13 protein-coding genes are annotated in these 18,810 nt (G+C 68.2%); 6 read left to right on the plus strand and 7 right to left on the minus strand.

Features of this window, described 5'->3' with window-relative positions:
* From ACEU5R_RS26705 to rfaE2, 5 genes are all read left to right on the plus strand, one after another.
* Nucleotides 1-728: Tim44 domain-containing protein (locus ACEU5R_RS26705; protein ID WP_392412759.1), on the plus strand; the 728-nt coding region annotated here is incomplete at its 5' end.
* Nucleotides 729-908: 180 nt separating this feature from the next.
* Nucleotides 909-1,544, plus strand: a complete 636-nt coding sequence (locus ACEU5R_RS26710) for an SCP2 domain-containing protein (RefSeq protein ID WP_392412761.1) — start codon at nucleotides 909-911, stop codon at nucleotides 1,542-1,544.
* 3 nt (nucleotides 1,545-1,547) lie between these two features.
* Nucleotides 1,548-3,101 (plus strand): ubiquinone biosynthesis regulatory protein kinase UbiB, encoded by a 1,554-nt coding sequence (gene ubiB, locus ACEU5R_RS26715; RefSeq protein WP_212320987.1) that lies wholly within the window; start codon nucleotides 1,548-1,550, stop codon nucleotides 3,099-3,101.
* Between the two features lie 232 nt (nucleotides 3,102-3,333).
* Nucleotides 3,334-4,212, plus strand: a complete 879-nt coding sequence (locus ACEU5R_RS26720) for a ferritin (protein WP_103272232.1) — start codon at nucleotides 3,334-3,336, stop codon at nucleotides 4,210-4,212.
* Nucleotides 4,213-4,228: 16 nt separating this feature from the next.
* Nucleotides 4,229-4,714 carry a D-glycero-beta-D-manno-heptose 1-phosphate adenylyltransferase gene (gene rfaE2 / locus ACEU5R_RS26725; RefSeq protein ID WP_392412763.1) on the plus strand — a complete coding sequence of 162 codons (486 nt, stop codon included), beginning with the start codon at nucleotides 4,229-4,231 and terminating at the stop codon, nucleotides 4,712-4,714.
* 84 nt (nucleotides 4,715-4,798) lie between these two features.
* Here rfaE2 and ACEU5R_RS26730 read toward each other — a convergent pair whose 3' ends face one another.
* The 7 genes from ACEU5R_RS26730 to ACEU5R_RS26760 form a co-directional block, all read right to left on the minus strand.
* Complete coding sequence (locus tag ACEU5R_RS26730; protein WP_392412764.1) at nucleotides 4,799-7,432, minus strand: autotransporter outer membrane beta-barrel domain-containing protein; 2,634 nt, start codon at nucleotides 7,430-7,432, stop codon at nucleotides 4,799-4,801.
* A gap of 130 nt (nucleotides 7,433-7,562) precedes the next feature.
* The gene (locus ACEU5R_RS26735; protein WP_392412766.1) at nucleotides 7,563-8,903 is read right to left on the minus strand and encodes a TolC family outer membrane protein; all 1,341 of its coding nucleotides are present in this window, start codon (nucleotides 8,901-8,903) and stop codon (nucleotides 7,563-7,565) included.
* Nucleotides 8,904-8,985: 82 nt separating this feature from the next.
* The gene (locus tag ACEU5R_RS26740; RefSeq protein WP_103272236.1) at nucleotides 8,986-9,666 is read right to left on the minus strand and encodes a protein-L-isoaspartate O-methyltransferase; all 681 of its coding nucleotides are present in this window, start codon (nucleotides 9,664-9,666) and stop codon (nucleotides 8,986-8,988) included.
* Nucleotides 9,667-9,799: 133 nt separating this feature from the next.
* On the minus strand, nucleotides 9,800-10,621 hold the full coding sequence (thiD, locus tag ACEU5R_RS26745) for a bifunctional hydroxymethylpyrimidine kinase/phosphomethylpyrimidine kinase (RefSeq protein ID WP_392412768.1): 822 nt from the start codon (nucleotides 10,619-10,621) through the stop codon (nucleotides 9,800-9,802).
* Nucleotides 10,622-10,682: 61 nt separating this feature from the next.
* Nucleotides 10,683-11,486 (minus strand): thiazole synthase, encoded by an 804-nt coding sequence (locus ACEU5R_RS26750; RefSeq protein WP_103272238.1) that lies wholly within the window; start codon nucleotides 11,484-11,486, stop codon nucleotides 10,683-10,685.
* Between the two features lie 154 nt (nucleotides 11,487-11,640).
* The gene (locus ACEU5R_RS26755; protein ID WP_392412770.1) at nucleotides 11,641-12,534 is read right to left on the minus strand and encodes a cobalamin-binding protein; all 894 of its coding nucleotides are present in this window, start codon (nucleotides 12,532-12,534) and stop codon (nucleotides 11,641-11,643) included.
* A 7-nt stretch (nucleotides 12,535-12,541) separates the two neighbouring features.
* Nucleotides 12,542-14,584: a TonB-dependent receptor gene (locus tag ACEU5R_RS26760; protein ID WP_392412772.1), complete on the minus strand. Its 2,043-nt coding sequence runs from the start codon at nucleotides 14,582-14,584 to the stop codon at nucleotides 12,542-12,544.
* A 391-nt stretch (nucleotides 14,585-14,975) separates the two neighbouring features.
* Between ACEU5R_RS26760 and metH the strand changes: the two genes are divergently transcribed.
* On the plus strand, nucleotides 14,976-18,749 hold the full coding sequence (gene metH / locus ACEU5R_RS26765; RefSeq protein WP_392412774.1) for a methionine synthase: 3,774 nt from the start codon (nucleotides 14,976-14,978) through the stop codon (nucleotides 18,747-18,749).
* The last annotated feature ends 61 nt before the right edge of the window (nucleotides 18,750-18,810 follow it).

The following is an 18,810-nucleotide window of genomic DNA, read 5'->3' on the forward strand; positions in this document are numbered from 1 at the left end:
GCCCCATCGCCGGCATCGCCGCCGGCCTGGGCATCGCCGCGCTGCTTTCCAGCATGGGCCTGTCCGGCGCCTTCGCCGAGTTCCTGTCGTCCGCGCTGCTGATCGCGCTGGCCGTCTTCGCCGTGTTGTTCATCGTGCGCCGCCTGCGTGGCGCCGCGCCGCGTCCGGCCACGCAGTCCGCCTTCGGCGGCGCGGGCCAGGCTCCGGGTCAGCCGCAGCAACAGCCCATGTGGCGTGAAACGCTGCAGCCGGCTCCGGCGGCTCCCGCCGCGCCTGTGGCCGCTGCTGCTGTCGCGCCCGCCGTGGCCGCGCTGCCCAAGGCTGGTGAAGAAAGCAACTGGTACGTGCCGGGCGACTTCGACACCGTCAGCTTCCTGAAGCAGGCCAAGGAACAGTTCGTGCGCATCCAGGCCGTCTGGGACAGCGGTGAAACCGACCGCCTGCGCGAGTTCCTGACCGACGACCTGATCGTCGAGCTCAAGCCGCAGCTGACCGAACGCGGCGGCGCCGCCAACAAGACCGAAGTGGTCCTGCTGAACGCCGAGCTGCTGGGCATCGAGACCGTTTCCGACGGCCACCTGGCCAGCGTCCGCTTCTCGGGCATGCTGCGCGAGGCGCCCGGCGCCGAGGCCTTCCGCTTCGAGGAAGTCTGGAACCTGTACAAGCCGGCCAATGGCGGCTGGTTGCTGGCCGGCATCCAGCAGATCCCGGTCGACTACGCCAGCTGAGCCTGACGTCTGCTGCACCGATCCGGACGGCCCTGGCCGTCCGGTCCCAACCGGCCCTTCTGGGCCGGTTTTTCCATGTCCGGGCGCAAAGCCACGCTACGCCCCGACCCGTTACACTCCAGGCTTGCCCACTGTAAAAAACCGGCAACCCCGCCCCTTGGCCGTTGCCGATTGCCTTTCATGCTGCCTCTTCCGTTCCTGCCCACGCCGTCACGCTTGGCCACCCAGGCGCTCAACATGCTGTTGAAGCGCGAAGACTGGGCGCGCGAGCGCCTGGTCCGCCACGCCGGCAAGACGGTGCGTTTCGCGCTGGGCGGATTCTCGCTGGGCCTGACCATCGGCAGCGACGGGCTGGCCGAGCTGTCCGATCCGGCCGTGGTGCCGGATGTGACGCTGACGGTATCGCCCGAAAAGCTGCCGCTGCCGCGCCTGTCGGGCGGCGAGGCGCCCGACGTGGCCGAGGCCACGCATATCTCCGGCGATGCGGCGCTGGCCCAGGTGGTGGCCGACCTGTCCAAGCAACTGCGCTGGGATCCCGAAGACGCGCTGGCGCGCGTGGTGGGCGACATCGCCGCGCTGCGCCTGGTGGGCGGGGCGCGCAAGCTGGCGGGCGGCACGTTGCAGGCAGGCCAGCGCGCGGCCGAGAATGTGTCCGAATACCTGGCCGAGGAAAGCGGCCTGCTGCTGGGCCGTCCGGCGCTGGCGCAATGGCGCCTGGACCTGGCCGAGCTGGACGCGCGCGCCGAGGCGCTGGCGCGGTCCGCCGCCGCCTTGCAGACGAAACTGGCCGCCGCCGGCGCCAAGCGGGGCGCCTGATCCATGTTCCCTCTGCTGCGCCTGCTACGCATCATCCTGGTTTCCCTGCGCTACGGTCTGGACGAGCTGGTGCTCTCCAGCCTGAACCACCCGCTGGCCACCTGCCTGCTGCGCGTCATGCGGCTGGGCACTCGTCCGCGCCAGCCGCGCGGATTGCGGCTGCGCTTGGCGCTGGAGTCGCTGGGTCCCATCTTCGTCAAGTTCGGCCAGGTGCTGTCCACCCGCCGCGACCTGATCCCGGCCGATATCGCCAATGAGCTGGCGCTGCTGCAGGATCGCGTGCCGCCGTTCCCGTCGGCCCAGGCCGCCGCCTGCGTCGAGGCCGCGCTCGGCGCGCCGCCCGACAAGCTGTTCGCGCAATTCGATGTCGATCCCGTGGCCTCGGCCTCGATCGCCCAGGTGCACTTCGCGGTGCTGCACGACGGCCGCGAGGTGGCGGTCAAGGTGCTGCGCCCGGGCATGCTGAGCATCATCGAAAAGGACCTGTCGCTGCTGAAGATCGTGGCCCGCATCATCGAGCGCCTGGGTCCGGACGGCCGCCGCCTGAAGCCGCGCGAGGTGGTGGCGGAATTCGACAAGTACCTGCACGACGAGCTGGACCTGGTGCGCGAGGCCTCCAATTGCAGCCAGCTGCGCCGCAATTTCGGCCCCGAATCGGGCCGTGGCGACATGCTGATCGTGCCCGAGGTGATCTGGGAATACACCGCCGCCACCGTGTTCACCATGCAGCGCATGTACGGCATGCCGGTGGGGCAGGTCGAGCGCATGCGCGAGGCCGGCATCGACATCCCCACGCTGGCCCGCACCGGCGTCGAGATCTTCTTCACCCAGGTGTTCACCGACGGCTTCTTCCACGCCGACATGCACCCGGGCAACATCTACGTGTCCGACCGGCCCGAGACGCTGGGCAGCTATATCGCGCTGGACTTCGGCATCGTCGGCTCGCTGTCCGAGTTCGACAAGAACTACCTGGCGCAGAATTTCCTGGCCTTCTTCCACCGCGATTACCGCCGTGTGGCGCAGCTGCATATCGAGTCAGGCTGGGTGCCGCCCGACACGCGCGAGGAAGAGCTGGAGGGCGCGGTGCGCGCCGTGTGCGAGCCGTACTTCGATCGGCCGCTGTCCGAAATCTCGCTGGGCCAGGTGCTGCTGCGCCTGTTCCAGACCTCGCGGCGCTTCAATGTCGAGATCCAGCCGCAGCTGGTGCTGCTGCAGAAGACGCTGCTCAACGTCGAGGGCCTGGGACGGCAGTTGGATCCCAATCTCGATCTCTGGAAGACGGCCAAGCCCTATCTGGAACGCTGGATGCGCCAGCGCGTCGGCATCAAGGGCCTGCGCCAGAGCCTGGAAAAGGAAGCGGCGCAGTGGTCGCAGATGCTGCCGGCGCTGCCCAGGCTGGTCCACGACCATCTCAACCGCCCGAACGTCTCGCCCGCCCTGCTGGCCGAAATGGTCCAGCTGCGCCGGGCGCAAGAGCAGAACAACCGGCTCGTCGCGGCCCTGGTCGGCGTGATCGCGCTGGCTGTCGGGGTGGCGCTGTGGGCATTGACCCGGTAGGCGGCGCGATGCTCTAGACGGTTCCTGTCATGTTTCGTTCATGAAACAGTCATCATAGCTTCGCGGGACGCGGCGAAAAATAGCGCTCGCGGGAGACGGCGCCACCCAGGCTCCATCCTGCGCCGCGCGCAGACGGAACATGCCGCCCGCAGGCGCGCAGCGCGGCTTCCAGGCCGCGGCGCCATTCGATTTATTTCTATAGCCCCACGCGGGACATATACAAGGGCAGACCATGCTTTATCCTGAACTCTTCAAGACCATGGAAGCCGTGCGCTGGAACATGGCGCATGACATCCCCTGGGATGATTTTGATCGCAGCAAGCTCTCGGACGAGCAGGCCCAGACGATCAAGATGAACGCCATCACCGAATGGGCGGCGCTTCCTGCGACGGAGATGTTCCTGCGCGACAATCGCGGCGACAGCGATTTCTGCGCATTCATGTCGGTCTGGTTCTTTGAAGAGCAGAAGCATTCCCTGGTGCTGATCGAATACCTGCGCCGCTTCCGCCCGGACCTGATGCCGACCGAGGAAGAGCTGCACAAGGTGCGCTTTGAATTCGATCCGGCGCCCGAGCTGGAAACCCTGATGCTGCATTTCTGCGGCGAGGTGCGTCTGAACCACTGGTACCGCCGCGCCGCCGAATGGCATACCGAGCCGGTCATCAAGGCCATCTACAAGACCGTGGCGCAGGACGAGGCCCGCCACGCCGGCGCCTATCTGCAGTACATGCGCCGCGCGCTGCATGATCGTGGCCAGGAAACCAGCGAGCAGGCCCGCCTGGCGTTCTCGAAGATCGGCGTGCTGATGGCGTCGGCCGCGCGCACGCAGCAGGCGTTGCACCCGACCAACCTGCACGTGAACAAGCAGCTGTTCCCCAACGACACGGTGCAGTCGCGCCTGCCGGAGCCGGGCTGGCTGGAACACTGGCTGGACACGCAGATCCGCTTCGATGGCGTCTGGGAGCAGAAGGTCGCCTCGCGCATCCTGCACATCCTGTCCAAGCTGATGGACCGCAGCTTCGAGACCGTCAAGGACCTGAACCGCTACCGCAAGGAAATGACGGCGCTGCTCGTCCCCAAGGAAAAGGAAATCATCCTGGCGGGCGCCTGACCGCTACAATCCGGCCATGACCGCCCGCTTCGAATCCAAGATCCTGTCCCGCGGCGACTGCGTCGCCGCCGTCGCCGCCGGCCGCTATGCGCGGCCACTGGTGTTCACCAATGGCGTCTTCGACATCCTGCATCGCGGGCACGCCTCCTACCTGGATCAGGCGGCCCAGCTGGGCGGCACGCTGATCGTGGCGGTCAACACCGACGAATCCGTGCGCCGCCTGGGCAAGGGCGCCGAGCGCCCGCTCAACCGCATGGAGGACCGCGCCGCGCTGCTGGCGGCGCTGGGCTGTGTCGCCGTGGTGACCTCGTTCCATGAGGACACGCCCGAGGTCCTGATCGGCCAGTTGAAGCCCGACCTGATCGTCAAGGGCGGCGACTACGACATGGAAACACTGCCCGAGACCGCGCTGGTCAAGAGCTGGGGCGGCCGCGCGGTGGCGATCCCGTTCGAGTTCGAGCGTTCCACGACGGCGCTGGTGAAGAAGATTCAGGGCGGCTGAGCGGTCGCGCGTCGATCCTGCAAAGCAAAAAGAAGGCGGCCCGATCGGGCCGCCTTTGTCATCTGCGCGCGGCGCTGGCCGCGATCAGAATTTCCAGCGCAGCGTCATCGACGCGGTCTGGTCGCGGTTGCCCGAACCGAACTGTCCGCTGTAGCCCACCGCCAGCGTGGTGCTGCGCGACAGGTTGCCGTCCAGGCCCAGCTCGACCAGCGCCGCGTTGCGGGCGATGGGCGCGCCGGTCACCGAGAACGAATCGCCGCCGGCGAAGGCCATGGTGGTGCTGGGTTGCACGTCGCCGAAGGTATGCCGCCAGCCCAGGCCCGCACGCAGCGCGGCGCTGATCGAGCCCAGCATGATGTCCTGGCGGCCGCGCAGGCCCAGCGTGGTGGTGGTCAGGGCGTTGCGCTGGCTCTGGCCGGACAGGGCCGCGTAGCCGCCCGATTCGGAGAAGCCGCGGATGCGCTGGTCGCTCCAGGTCAGGCCCGCGTACGGTTCCAGCGTCAGCGCGGGCGAGACGCGCATGGCGTAACCCAGCTCGGTGAACAGCTGCGCGGTGCTGGCACCGTAGTCGGCCTGCAGCTTTTGCGTGCCGCCGCCGATCCGGACCATGCGTTCGGTGCTGAGGTCGTGCCAGGTATAGGCGCCGCCGGCCAGGAAGTTCAGCTTGCCCGCGCCCGCCTCGAAGGACTTGCCGGCGTACAGGGTCAGGCTGTAGTTGCTGATGTCGGCCTTGGAATCGACGGCGTCGGCGCGGGCGCGCGAGTCGGTGTAGCCCACCGCGCCGCCCATGCGCCAGCCGCCGCCCAGCGGGTGGTCCGCGCCCATGTACAGGCCGCCCGTGTGCTGGCGCACCTCGGCGGTATTGCTGGTGGAGCTGCTGCGCTGCCAGTTGCCGATGACCTGGGCCCAGACCGGGCGCGCGGTCGAACCGGGCAGCGTGGCCGCGTCGGGCGCCGCATCGCTGGCGCCGGCGGCGGCGCTGGGCTGGCCGGGCAGCAGGGAGGCGCTCAGGTTGCTGCGGAAGTGTTCCAGCGGCAGTGTCGCGGACGTGTTGGCGACGTTGCGCAGCGACGCGGCGTTGCTGGCATGGGTTTCGCCGGACAGCGAGTTGAACGTCGGCGCGGGCGCGCCCACGGGCAGGTTGAGCACGGCCTGGTACAGCGGATTGCTGGTGGGCAGGCTCTGGACGCCGCGTGCCGCCGCGCGCTGGTTGCTGGTGTAGGCCAGGTCCTCGAAGCGGATGGGACGGGCGGGCGTTTCGGGATCGGGATCCGGAATCGGCGCCTGGCGCGGGTTCATGGTCAGCACGACCGTGTTGCCCTCGTTGGTCACGGTGGGCGTGAGGTAGGCGAGGGTGGTGGTGGCTTGCGCGAACTTGCCCGACAGCGACTGCGCCGTCAGGATGGTATAGCGCGTGTTGGCCGCGTAGGTGCTGTCACCGCCGATCACGCTGACCGTGCCGTTCAGTTGGGCCTTGCCGTTGATGTTGAGACGGTCGGCGGCCGTGGGGGTGATGCGGACTTCATAGGTGTCGTACGGCCCCAGGTACAGATTGCCGGTCATGGCGGTCGTGGCGGGCTTGCCATCGGCGCTGTTCAACGCCAGGGTATTGCGGCCTATCGACAGGATATGGCCGTTGATGATGGATCCGCTGGCCAGTTCCAGGCGATTGCCGTCGCCCATCATCTTCACCGCGTAGCCCAGTTCGCCGCCGACGTTGTTGCCCGAGCTGATGGTGCCGTGGTTGAGGATATATGTGTTGTCCTTGACGAGGACGCCCGCGCCTGACGCGCCGGCGGCGAACATGCCGGGGTAGTCGTCATTGCCAGCTGCGTTGCCGCCCCTGATCTGGCCACGGTTGATCAGATCAGGCTGTCCGGGGGGCGTGCCGGGGGCGCCCTGCTTGTACGCACCCTTCGTGATGACGACACCGTGGCCGCCATCGCCGCCACGGGAGTTCCTGGTCGAGCTGGAGCCGCCGTCTCCACCTCGGATGTTGCCTTCATTGATCATGCTGGCCGTGTTCAGGACCGCGCCATCCCCGCCCCTGCCGCCGGGAGCGACGCTGGAGGGGTTGGCATTGGAGTTGATCCCGCCCATTCCGCCCGTGATCTGGCCGGCGTTCTGGACGGAACCCTTGTCCAGGTACAGCCCGGCGCCGCCACCGCCGCCGGGACCGCCCATCGATTCCAGGGAGTCGCCGCCCAGGAGTACGCCGGTGGTCGTGACCTTGACCTTGCCGTCCATCACGATCAGGGCGTCGCCGCCGCCGCCGCTGCCTTCCTGAGGCGAATAGCCGCGCCAGCCCGTGCCGCCGATCAGATTGGAGCGGACGGTAATGTTGGCGTTGGCGCCGCCGAAGAATGCCACCGCGCCGCCGCCGCCGCCGCCGCCCTTGGGGCCGGCGTCGCCCACGCTGCCCTGGAGATCGTTGGTGAATTCATAAACCGTATTGGCGGCAGAGTTCGTCAGGGTGACCTGGCCGTAGGTCGGATCAGTGTTTTCGCCCTTGCCTCCGGTCTCCCAACCGCCGCCCTTGCCTCCCGCCTGGGGGGCGAGACCGCCCGCGCCGCCCGCCAGCGCCTGGCTGGCGGCCAGACTCAGCGCGGCGGTCAGCAGCGCGGTGCTCAGGCTGGGAAGGAAGGGCGCGGAGGAAGCGCGCGGAGAGGACGCCCGCGCGGTCCGAGCGCGGGAAACACAGGTGTAGCGTGCGGTCATGGATGTCGCCTCAGGGAACGAAACAGCGGGTGGCTTCGTTCAGCGGCGCGGATCGTAACAGGTTAAGAAACAAAGTTTCTTATTCTTTCTCACTATGTCGTGAAAAAGCTACTGCCACGTAAAGGGACTCTCAGCGCGGCTCGCGCAGCAGCCGATTGATCGCTTCCAGGTCGGTCTCGGCCAGGATGCCGCTGACCGCCTTCAGCCGCAGCCCGGACAGCAGCGTGGTGTAGCGCGCCAGCGCCAGATCGCGCTGGGTGGCATAGAGCTGCTGCTGGGCATTGAGCACGTCCAGGCTGATGCGCACGCCCACTTCGTAGCCGGTGCGGTTGGCCTCGACCGAGGCGCGGCTGGATTTCTCGCCGGCCTCCAGCGCGTCGATGCGCGCCAGGCCGCTGGTCACGCCCGTGTAGTGCTGGCGCGCGGCCTGGACGGCCTGGCGCCGGGCGGCCTCGAAATCGTGCCGCGCCTTCTGTTCGAGCTGCACCCGCTCGGTCACCTGGGACGAGACGCCGCCGCCCGAGTACAGCGGAATCGACAGCACCACGCCCACGCTGTTGTTGATGGGCTTGCCGGGCGCGCCGCTGCCGTTGCTCATGACCGCGTCGCTGGCGCTGCCGCTGGTGGCGCGCAGATTCACGGTGGGGTAGTGGCCGCTCCTGGCGATCTGGATGTCGCGGCCGGCAATTCGGGTCTGGAGCTGGGCGCGCAGCACGTCCAGGCTGGAGGCTTCGGCCTGCGTGCTCCAGTCGTTCAGCCGGGCCGGCTGGGGCGAGGGCAGGCGCACGCCGGGCGGCAGCTCCGCCAGCGCGCCGGCAGGCGAGCCCAGGATCTGGGCCAGCACGTCGCGGCGCACGTCCAGATCGTTCTGCAGCCGCAGTTCCTGCGCCAGCACCAGGTCGTAGCGCGCCTGCGCCTCGTAGGTATCGGTGATGGTGGCGTTGCCCAGCTCGAAATTGCGCTTGGCCGATTCCAGCTGTCCCGCGACGGCGGCCTTCTCGGCTTCGGTCGCCGTCAGGGCGTCCTGGGCGTAGAGCACGTTGAAATAGGCTTCGGCCACGCGCAGCAGCAGATCCTGGAAGGCCTGCTGCAGCCGCACTTCGGCGTCGGCGGTCAGCAGCTTGGATTGCTCGTAGGCCTGCCAGCGCGACCAGTTGAACAGCGGCTGCGTCAGCGCCAGGTCCCAGGTGCCGCGGCTGCCGCTGTAGGCCATGCTGAAGCCCTGCGTGCTGCGGGTTTCGCGGTAGGCGCCGCCGGCCTCGGCGCTGATCTGCGGCAGCAGTCCGGCGCGGGCCTGGGGTTCCTTTTCCAGGCTGGCGCGGTAGTTGGCGCGCGCGGCGGCATAGACCGGGTCGCTGCCCAGCGCGGTGCGCCAGACCTGCATCAGGTCGTCGGCGGCGTGGGCGCGCGACGGACCGACGCTTGCGGCGCAGGTGAAGACCAGTAATGCCGTAAGCGATCGGACGCGCATGATGTTTCGTGGGAGTCGTGCGGCTCCAGGACGTCCGCCCCGCATCCCCGCGCTGGGCGGGGACGGCGCGGGCGGCGCCGGATCAGAACTTGAACTGGGACACCGTCGCGCCGCGCAGCGGCTTGATGACGGTTTCGAACAGGTTGACGGTTTCGAAGCTGGCGGCCGTGGTGCGGGTGATGCGACAGGCGGTCATGACGGGCGCCTGGCCCACGATGACGACCAGGCGGCCGCCCACGCGCAGCTGGTACTTGAGCGCGTCGGGCACGGCGGGCACCGAGCCGGTCACCAGGATGGCGTCGTATTCGGTCGAGCCCCAGCCGTTGCGGGCGTCGCCGGTTTCGACCTTGACGTTGGTGACGTTGTTCATCTGCAGGTTCTGCTGCGCGAAGGTCACCAGGCGGCTGTCGATCTCGACCGAGGTCACCTGCTGCGCCAGATAGCCCAGCAGCGCGGCCTGGTAGCCCGAGCCGGTGCCGATTTCCAGCACGCAGTCCGACTTGGTCAGCTGCAGTTCCTGCGCCAGGCGCGCCTCGATCTTCGGGGCCAGCATGTTCTGCCGGGAGTCGACGCCGTTGATCTGCAGCGGGATCTCCAGGTCGGAGAACGCCAGCGCGCGCAGGGCCGGCGGAACGAACTGTTCGCGACGCACATCGAACAGGGCTTGCAGCACATTGGCGTCAAGCACGTCCCAGGGGCGGACCTGCTGTTCCACCATGTTGAAGCGGGCTTGTTCTACGTCGGGCAGGGTCGAAGCGTTCATGACGGTCAGAGAAAACAGAGGAATCAACTGACCATTGTACCGATTCGTAGCGTCCTGTGACGCCATGGGGCGCGGGCCCGGCCGGGGAGGGGTCAGGCCGCCTCCGGCCGGGGGCAATGTAACCGCGCGCCGCTCACCACCAGGCGTGGAAGTGGTGCACCGGGCCGTGGCCCGAGCCGGCCGACAGGCGGCCGGACTGGCGGATGGCTTCCGTCAGGTAGGCCTTGGCGCGGCGGGCCGCCTCGGGCACGTCGCCGGTCTGCGGCAGCAGCGCGGCCAGCGCGGCCGACAGGGTGCAGCCGGTGCCGTGCGTGTTGGCGGTCTCGATGCGGTGGCCGGGCAGCTCGATCATGCGGTCGCCGTCGTGCAGCAGGTCGATGGTGTCGTTGCCGGGCAGGTGGCCGCCCTTGACCATGACCCAGCGCTCGCCGTCATAGGCCATCTTGTTGCGCAGGCGCTCGGCCACGCGACGCATTTCCTTCACGCTTTCCACCGGCCGCTCTTCCAGCAACACGCCGGCCTCGGGCAGGTTCGGGGTCAGCAGCGTGGCCTGGGGCAGCAGCGCCTCGCGCATGGCGCTCACGGCGTCGCGCTCGAGCAGCAGGTCGCCGCTCTTGGCCACCATGACCGGGTCCAGCACCACGTGGGCCGGCTGCCATTTGGCGAGCTTCTCCGCCACCACCAGCGTCACGGGCTGCTGGCCCAGCATGCCGATCTTGACCGCCGCGATCGGCACATCGGCGAACAGCGTGTCGATCTGCAGGCCGACGAAGGCCGGCGGCACGGGTGAAATGCCGGTCACGCCCTGCGTGTTCTGCGCCGTCAGCGCGGCGATCACGGCGCAGCCGTAGGCGCCCAGGGCGCTCATGGTCTTGACGTCGGCCAGGCTGCCGGCGCCGCCGGACGGATCGACGCCCGCGATGCTGAGCGTGTTGGGGATGGGGCGGGCGTTCATCGGGCGTGTCCTTGGCGCCGGGAGGCGGCGGCGTTCACTGCGCGCCGAGGGGCGACGGCGTTCATTTCGCGGCGCCCGCGGCGATCAGGCCTTCGGTGGGCGAGCTGGGCGCGCCGCTGTAGAGCTTCTTCGGCATGCGGCCGGCCAGGAAGGCCTCGCGGCCGGACTCCACTCCCTTCTTCATGGCGCTGGCCATCAGGATCGGGTCGCGGGCGGCGGCGATGGCGGTGTTCATCAGCACGGCGTCGCAGCCCAGCTCCATGGCGATGGCGGCGTCGGACGCGGTGCCCACGCCGGCGTCGACCACGATGGGCACGCGCGCCTGGTCGATGATCAGGCGCAGGTTCCAGGGATTCAGGATGCCCATGCCCGAGCCGATCAGCGAGGCCAGCGGCATCACCGCCACGGCGCCCAGGTCTTCCAGCATGCGGCACTGGATGGGATCGTCGGTGCAATACACCATGACCTTGAAGCCTTCGTCGACCAGGGTCTTGGTGGCCTTGAGCGTTTCGGGCATGTTGGGGAACAGCGTGTGCGGATCGCCCAGCACTTCCAGCTTGACCAGGTCGTGGCCGTCCAGCAGCTCGCGCGCCAGCCGCAGCGTGCGGATGGCGTCGTCGGCGGTGTAGCAGCCGGCGGTATTGGGCAGCAGCGTGAATTTCGACGGCGGCACGTGGTCGAGCAGGCTGGGCTCGCCGGCATGCTGGCCGATGTTGGTGCGGCGGATGGCGACGGTGACGATCTCGGCGCCGCTGGCGTCCAGCGCCTGGCGGGTCTGTTCGAAATCCTTGTACTTGCCGGTGCCGACGAGCAGGCGCGACGAATAGGCGCGGCCGGCGATGGTGAGGGTGTCTTGGGTGGTCATGGCGGTGTTTCGAAGAGCGGGACCGGGAGCGGACCCGAGGGACGGTCTGAGCGTTGCACGAATGATAAAGCACGCGGCGGCGACGCTGGCGCGATGGGCGGAACGCGGCGTTCCACTATTTGCCGAACCCGGCGGAATTCCGTGGGGGCAGCGCCTATTGCCGCATCGCGTCCAGCGTCTCGCACAGCGCCTCGGCAGCATCGATCAGGCGGGGGCCGGGACGGTACAGGGCATCGGCGTCGATGCCGTACACATGGCCGGCCTGGGCGGCCGGCAGGCCCAGCTTGCGCCACGCCGCGAGGTTGTTCGCCTTGTCTTCCTGCCGCGACACGCCCGCCAGCACGGCGTCGGGCCGGGCCGCCAGCACGCTTTCCAGCGACACCTGGGGCGCCACCACGGGCGAGTCGGCGAAGACGTTGACGCCGCCGCACAAGCGCAGGGCGTCGCTGACGATACTGGTCCGGTTCAGCGTGTAGATGGGATCCAGCCCGGCCTGGATGAAAACCCGCAGCGGCCGGCGGTCGGCATGGCGCGCGGCCAGCCGGTCCAGCCGTTCGCGCAGCGCCCTGGCGGCGGGCCGAGCCTGGTCCTGGGTGCCGAACAGCTCGCCCATCCGTTCCACCGCGGCGGGGATGTCCGCCAGTGTCTGCGGGTCGCTGTAGTAGACCGGCACGCCCAGCTTGTCCATGACGCGGACCAGCGGTTCGGCGGCGGCCGGTTGCCAGGCGATGATCAGGTCGGGCCGGACGGCGGTCACGCGTTCCGCGTCGGGTTGCGTGCCGTCGCCGATGACCGGCAGCGCGCGCGCGGCCGGCGGATAGTCGCTGCCACGGATGGTGGCGGCGATATGGTCGCCGGCGCCAGCCGCGTAGACCAGCTCGGTGGCATGCGGCGCCAGCGTAACCGCACGGCGCGCGGGCTCGGCCAGCACGACTGCGCGGCCACGGTCGTCCTGGACCCGGATCGCGGCGGCTTGCGAGTGAGCCGATCCCAGGGCCAGCGCCAGCCCCAGGACGGTCGCACGCAAGGTCGCGCGGGCGGGTCTCATGCTTGCTCTAGTAGCGCAGCGTCAGGGACGCGTAGAAGTTGCGTCCGGGTGCAGGGTACAGGTTGTAGCGCGCCGTGGAGCCCAGATACTGGGCGTGCGCGTCGCCGCCGCGCACGCCGTAGCTGGCGTACTTGCGATCCAGGATGTTGTTCACGCCCACCGCGCCTTCGATATTGCGGGTGAACTTGTAGGCCAGCTTGGTGTTGAACAGCACATAGGCGTTCAGTTCCTCGCCGAACTGGTTGGCCTGGTCGTTGTCCATGCGCGACTTGCCGACGTACTGGGCCGACACGTTCCACAGCAGCGCATCGGTGGGACGCCAGGTCACGCCGGCGTTGGCCAGCCACTTCGGCACCAGCGGCACCTGTTTGCCGGCCAGGTCCACGCCGCTGTACGTGCCGGAACGGAACTTTGCCTCCATCCAGGTCAGGTTGGCGTCCAGCGTGATGCTGCTGGTCAGGGCATGGTGTCCTTCCAGCTCGATGCCCTGGCGGCGCGTCGGGTCGAGGTTGATGTTGCCGCCGGTGCCCGGACCCCAGATGCCATCGCCCAGCGGGTTGTACTGGATCTCGTTGCGCAGGTCGTAGCGGAACCAGGACAGGCGCGCGCTGCTCTTGTCCGACTTCCAGGTCAGGCCCAGTTCCTTGTCGGTGGAGGTTTGCGGCGCCAGCGGCGATTTCACCGACACCAGTTCGTCGGCGTTGGCCACGCGGAAGCTGCGGCCGACCTTGGCATACGCGCCGAAGCCGGCGCCGATGTCCTGGCGCACGCCCAGCTGCCAGGCGGTCAGGTGGTTGCCACGGTCGGACGGCTGGTCCATGCCGGACAGGATCTCCACCTTGTCCGAGGCATACTGACGGCGCAGGCCCAGCGTGACGAGCGTGCTTTCGGTGGCGCGGATCGTGCCCTCGGCGAACAGGCCGTACTGGCGCTGGCGCGATTCCCACTTCGCCGGCGTGGGCGAGTAATAGGCGTCCTGGGCCGAGGTGGTCTTGGCTTCCTGCGCGTCGGCGCCGAAGACCACGCTGTGGCCGCCGTTGATGGGCAGGCGGTAGCGCAGGCTGGCGAGGTTCTCGGTCAGCTTCTGGTCGCGCAGGATATCGCCGAAGCCGTCGTAGGACACGCCATCCAGCTTCTTCTGGCGGGAGGACGCGTCGGCGTACAGCGTGCCGGCGCCGATGGACTGTTCGACCTGCAGGCCGATGGTGGTCGTGGTGGTCCTGATGCGGTCGATGTCGTTCTTGGCGCCGCGCGGGTCGCTCTCGAACTCGTTCTTGCCGGTGTATGGATCGATCAGGCGCGAGCCTGGCAGGTCCAGGCGCTGCGTGGTGGTGTTGCCGTACAGGCGGATCGAGCCGTTGTCGTGGCGCAGCGTGATGCCGCCGCCGCCGCCCTCGCGGCGCTCGCCGCTGTGGTCGCGGTAGCCGTCGGTGCGCAGCGACTGCATGTAGGCGTCGACGCCGACCTTCTGGTTGTTCATGGCGATGGCCGCGTCATACTGGCGCAGGCCATAGCTGCCGAAGGTGGCGGTGGCGCGGGCGGTGACCGGTTCCTTGGAGAAGTCGCGGCGGGTGATGATGTTGATCACGCCGCCGGTGGTGCCGCCGCCGTATTGCACGGAGCCGCTGCCGCGCACGATTTCGATGCGTTCGACCTGGTCCAGCGGCACCACGCCCAGGTTGGGCGCGGACAGGTCGTTGGTGTTCTGCTTGACGCCGTCCACCAGGATGAGGGTGTTGCTGGCGCCGGTCATGCCGAAGCCGCGCAGGTCCACGATGGCGTTGTCGGTCGAACTGCTGGTGTTCAGCAGGTGGATGCCGGCCTGCGTGGACAGCAGGTCCTGCATGGTGCGGGCGCTGCTGGCGGCGATGTCCTCGGCGGTGATCACCGAGACAGCGACCGGCAGCGTGGCGGCGTCGGAAGGCACGCGCTGCGCCGTGACGGTGATGGGGCTGAGTTCCGTGGGGGCGGGAGTTTGCTGGGCGGCGGCCAGGGCCGGCGCGGAACAGAGCAGGACGCCGGCGCTGCGGCGAAGGGTACGGGCTTTCATCTGCATGACCTCGAAGCGACCCGCGACCCCGCAGGCCATTCACGATGGGAGGACGCCGCGTCCGGCGGACCGGGAAGGGGGCGTCCTGACTGTCGAACAGGCCGGTATCGGGCTGCCATGCGGCTGGCGCATGGGGACCGTTGCGGGGGCAGCACAGGCTGGGCTCGGTCGGCGGGCTTGATGGACCGCCGGCGGGGATGCCTTCCTGTTTCCCGTTTACCTTTCGCGCGCGGCCGGCAAGTGTTGCGTTCTTGCCGGCAATGTGCGCCGAAAGCACCGGTTCGGGGCCGAAACTGTATCACCGCCGGGCGCGGAAGACCCCGTTTTGTTACGATTACAGGTTGATTTCACGGCGTTTTTCCCCTTTTCGCCACACGTCCAGGACTTTCTCGTGTCTTATCCCCGTCTGCCCTATCCGCCCGAGGCCTTTACCCGCGGCGGCGATTTCGCCCGACTGCTGGGCCAGCGCATCCTGATCCTGGACGGCGCCATGGGCACCATGATCCAGCGCTACAAGCTGGGCGAGGCGGATTTCCGCGGCGAGCGCTTCGCCGGCCACGGCAAGGATCTGAAGGGCGACAACGAACTGCTGTCCCTGGTCCGGCCGGACGTGATCGCCGAGATCCATCGCCAGTACCTGGAGGCCGGGGCCGACGTCATCGAGACCAACACCTTCGGCGCCACCTCCATCGCCCAGGGCGACTACGACCTGCCGGAACTGGCCTACGAACTGAACCTGGTATCCGCCCGATTGGCGCGCGAGGCCTGTGACGCCTACAGCACGCCGGACAAGCCGCGCTTCGTGGCCGGCGCGCTGGGCCCGCAGCCCAAGACCGCCTCCATCTCGCCGGACGTGAACGACCCGGGCGCGCGCAACGTCACCTTCGACGAGCTGCGCGTGGCCTATGTCGAGCAGCTGAACGGCCTGCTCGACGGCGGCATCGACATCGTCCTGATCGAAACCATCTTCGACACGCTCAACGCCAAGGCCGCGATCTACGCCACCGAGGAAGTGTTCGAGCAGCGCGGCATCCGCCTGCCGGTCATGATCTCAGGGACCGTCACCGACGCCTCGGGCCGGATCCTGTCCGGCCAGACCGTGGAAGCCTTCTGGAACTCGGTGCGCCACGCGCGCCCGGTCACCATCGGCCTGAACTGCGCGCTGGGCGCGGCGCTGATGCGCCCCTACGTGGCCGAGCTTTCCAAGATCTGCGATACCTACGTCTGCGTCTATCCCAACGCCGGCCTGCCCAATCCCATGGCCGAGACCGGCTTCGACGAAACCCCGGCCGACACCTCGGCGCTGCTGGAGGAATTCGCGCGCGCTGGGCTGGTGAACATGTCCGGCGGCTGTTGCGGCACCACGCCCGACCACATCCGCGCCATCGCCGACAAGGTGACCGCGCTGACGCCGCGCGTCGTGCCCGAGATTCCGGTCAAGACCCGGCTGTCGGGCCTGGAGCCGCTCAACATCGACGAGGACACGCTGTTCGTCAACGTCGGCGAGCGCACCAACGTGACCGGCTCGAAGATGTTCGCGCGCCTGATCCGCGAGGAAAAGTACGACGAGGCGCTGGCCGTGGCCCGCCAGCAGGTCGAGAACGGCGCCCAGATCATCGACATCAACATGGACGAGGCCATGCTGGATTCGGTGGCCTGCATGCACCGTTTCCTGAACCTGATCGCGTCCGAGCCGGACATCGCCCGCGTGCCGGTCATGATCGACAGCTCCAAGTGGGAAGTCATCGAGACCGGCCTGAAGTGCGTGCAGGGCAAGCCGGTGGTGAACTCCATTTCCATGAAGGAAGGGCTGGACATCTTCCGCGAGCACGCGCGCCTGTGCCGTCGCTACGGCGCCGCCGTGGTGGTGATGGCGTTCGACGAGCAGGGCCAGGCCGACACGCTGGAGCGCCGCAAGGAAATCTGCGGCCGCGCATACCAGATCCTGGTCGAGGAAGAAGGCTTCCCGCCCGAGGACATCATCTTCGATCCCAACGTGTTCGCCGTCGCCACCGGCATCGACGAGCACAACCACTACGCGGTCGACTTCATCGAAGGCACGCGCTGGATCCGCGACAACCTGCCGCACGCGCGCATCTCGGGCGGCGTGTCCAACGTCAGCTTCTCGTTCCGCGGCAACGAGCCGATGCGCGAAGCCATCCACACCGTGTTCCTGTATTACGCGGTCAAGGAAGGCATGACGATGGGCATCGTCAACGCCGGCCAGCTCGGCGTGTACGCCGACCTGGATCCCAAGCTGCGCGACCTGGTCGAGGACGTGGTGCTGGACCGCGCCGAGCCGGTAGGCAAGACCGAGGCCGACGACGAGCGCACGCCGACCGAGCGCCTGGTGCAGTTCGCCGACACGGTGAAGGGCTCGGGCGCCAAGAAGGAAGAAGACCTGGCCTGGCGCGCCGCCTCCGTCGAGGCGCGCCTGTCGCACGCGCTGGTGCATGGCATTACCACTTTCATCGTCGAGGACACCGAAGAGGTGCGCCAGAAGATCGCCGCGCGCGGCGGCCGTCCGATCGAGGTGATCGAAGGGCCGCTGATGGACGGCATGAACGTGGTCGGCGACCTGTTCGGCGAAGGCAAGATGTTCCTGCCGCAGGTGGTGAAGTCGGCCCGCGTCATGAAGCAGGCGGTGGCGCACCTGATTCCCTTCATCGAAGAGGAAAAGCGCCAGATCGCGGCGGCCGGCGGCGACGTGCGCGCCAAGGGCAAGATCGTCATCGCCACCGTCAAGGGCGATGTGCACGACATCGGCAAGAACATCGTGTCGGTGGTGCTTCAGTGCAATAACTTCGAAGTCGTGAACATGGGCGTGATGGTGCCCTGCGCGCAGATCCTGGAGAAGGCCAAGGAAGAGCAGGCCGATATCGTCGGCCTGTCCGGCCTGATCACGCCCAGCCTCGAGGAAATGGCCTACGTCGCCTCGGAAATGCAGCGCGACCCGTATTTCCGCGAGCGCAAGGTGCCGCTGATGATCGGCGGCGCCACCACCAGCCGCGTGCACACGGCGGTGAAGATCGCGCCGAACTACGAAGGCCCGGTGATCTACGTGCCCGACGCCAGTCGCTCGGTGGGCGTGGCCACCAACCTGATGTCGACGCAGCGCGACGCCTACCTGGCCGAGCTGGCCGGGGAGTACGAGGACGTGCGCCGCCGCCACGCCAACCGCAAGGCCACGCCGCTGGTGCCGCTGGCCGAGGCGCGCGCCGCGCGCCCGCAGATCGACTGGGACGCCTACACGCCGCCGCGTCCCAAGTTCATCGGCCGTCGCACCTTCAAGAGCTACGACCTGGCCGAGATCGCGAAGTACGTGGACTGGGGCCCGTTCTTCCAGACCTGGAGCCTGTTCGGGCCGTTCCCCGCCATCCTGGACGACAAGGTCGTGGGCGAGCAGGCGCGCAAGGTCTATGCCGACGGACTGGCCATGATGAAGCGCATCGTCGAGGGCCGCTGGCTCACCGCCAACGGCGTGGTGGGCTTCTATCCGGCCAACAGCATCAACGACGAGGACATCGAGATCTACAAGGACGAGACGCGCAGCGAAGTGCTGTTCACGTACCGCAACCTGCGCCAGCAGGGCGCCAAGCGCGAGGGCGTGAGCAACAAGTCGCTGTCCGACTTCATCGCGCCCAAGTCCAGCGGCAAGCTGGACTACGTGGGCATGTTCGCCGTGACCGCCGGCCTGGGCATCGAGAAGAAGGAAGCCGAGTTCGAGCGCGCCCTGGACGACTATTCCAGCATCATGCTCAAGTCGCTGGCCGACCGCCTGGCCGAGGGCTTCGCCGAATGCCTGCACGCGCGCGTGCGCCAGGATCTGTGGGGCTACGCGCCCGACGAGGCCCTGTCCAACGACGACATGATCGCCGAGAAGTACGTGGGCATCCGTCCCGCGCCGGGCTATCCCGCTTGCCCGGAACACGTCGTCAAGACCGACATGTTCCGCGTGCTGGACGGCGAGGATATCGGCATGATGCTGACCGACAGCTACGCCATGTACCCGGCGTCCAGCGTGTCGGGCTTCTACTTCAGCCACCCGCAGTCGCAGTACTTCAACGTCGGCGTGATCGGCGAGGACCAGCTGGAAGACTACGCGCGCCGCAGCGGTCGCAGCATCGAGGACCTGCGCCGCACGCTGGCGCCGAACCTGGGGTGAGCGGGACGGGCAGGATCCGAGCCGCGCGGCCGAGGCCGGATCCGCTGGTTTTCACAATATC

Origin of the sequence: Achromobacter sp. 413638 (assembly GCF_043119405.1) — a bacterium.
Taxonomy (GTDB): Bacteria; Pseudomonadota; Gammaproteobacteria; order Burkholderiales; family Burkholderiaceae_B; genus Achromobacter.

Bases quoted from the DNA above. Each gene is read 5' to 3' on its own strand.
- ACEU5R_RS26760 (WP_392412772.1), bottom strand. From the start codon at position 14,584: ATGAAAGCCCGTACCCTTCGCCGCAGCGCCGGCGTCCTGCTCTGTTCC.
- ubiB (WP_212320987.1), top strand. From the start codon at position 1,548: ATGTTCCCTCTGCTGCGCCTGCTACGCATCATCCTGGTTTCCCTGCGC.
- ACEU5R_RS26720 (WP_103272232.1), top strand. From the start codon at position 3,334: ATGCTTTATCCTGAACTCTTCAAGACCATGGAAGCCGTGCGCTGGAAC.
- ACEU5R_RS26735 (WP_392412766.1), bottom strand. From the start codon at position 8,903: ATGCGCGTCCGATCGCTTACGGCATTACTGGTCTTCACCTGCGCCGCA.
- rfaE2 (WP_392412763.1), top strand. From the start codon at position 4,229: ATGACCGCCCGCTTCGAATCCAAGATCCTGTCCCGCGGCGACTGCGTC.
- ACEU5R_RS26755 (WP_392412770.1), bottom strand. From the start codon at position 12,534: ATGAGACCCGCCCGCGCGACCTTGCGTGCGACCGTCCTGGGGCTGGCG.
- thiD (WP_392412768.1), bottom strand. From the start codon at position 10,621: ATGAACGCCCGCCCCATCCCCAACACGCTCAGCATCGCGGGCGTCGAT.
- ACEU5R_RS26750 (WP_103272238.1), bottom strand. From the start codon at position 11,486: ATGACCACCCAAGACACCCTCACCATCGCCGGCCGCGCCTATTCGTCG.
- ACEU5R_RS26730 (WP_392412764.1), bottom strand. From the start codon at position 7,432: ATGACCGCACGCTACACCTGTGTTTCCCGCGCTCGGACCGCGCGGGCG.
- ACEU5R_RS26740 (WP_103272236.1), bottom strand. From the start codon at position 9,666: ATGAACGCTTCGACCCTGCCCGACGTAGAACAAGCCCGCTTCAACATG.
- ACEU5R_RS26710 (WP_392412761.1), top strand. From the start codon at position 909: ATGCTGCCTCTTCCGTTCCTGCCCACGCCGTCACGCTTGGCCACCCAG.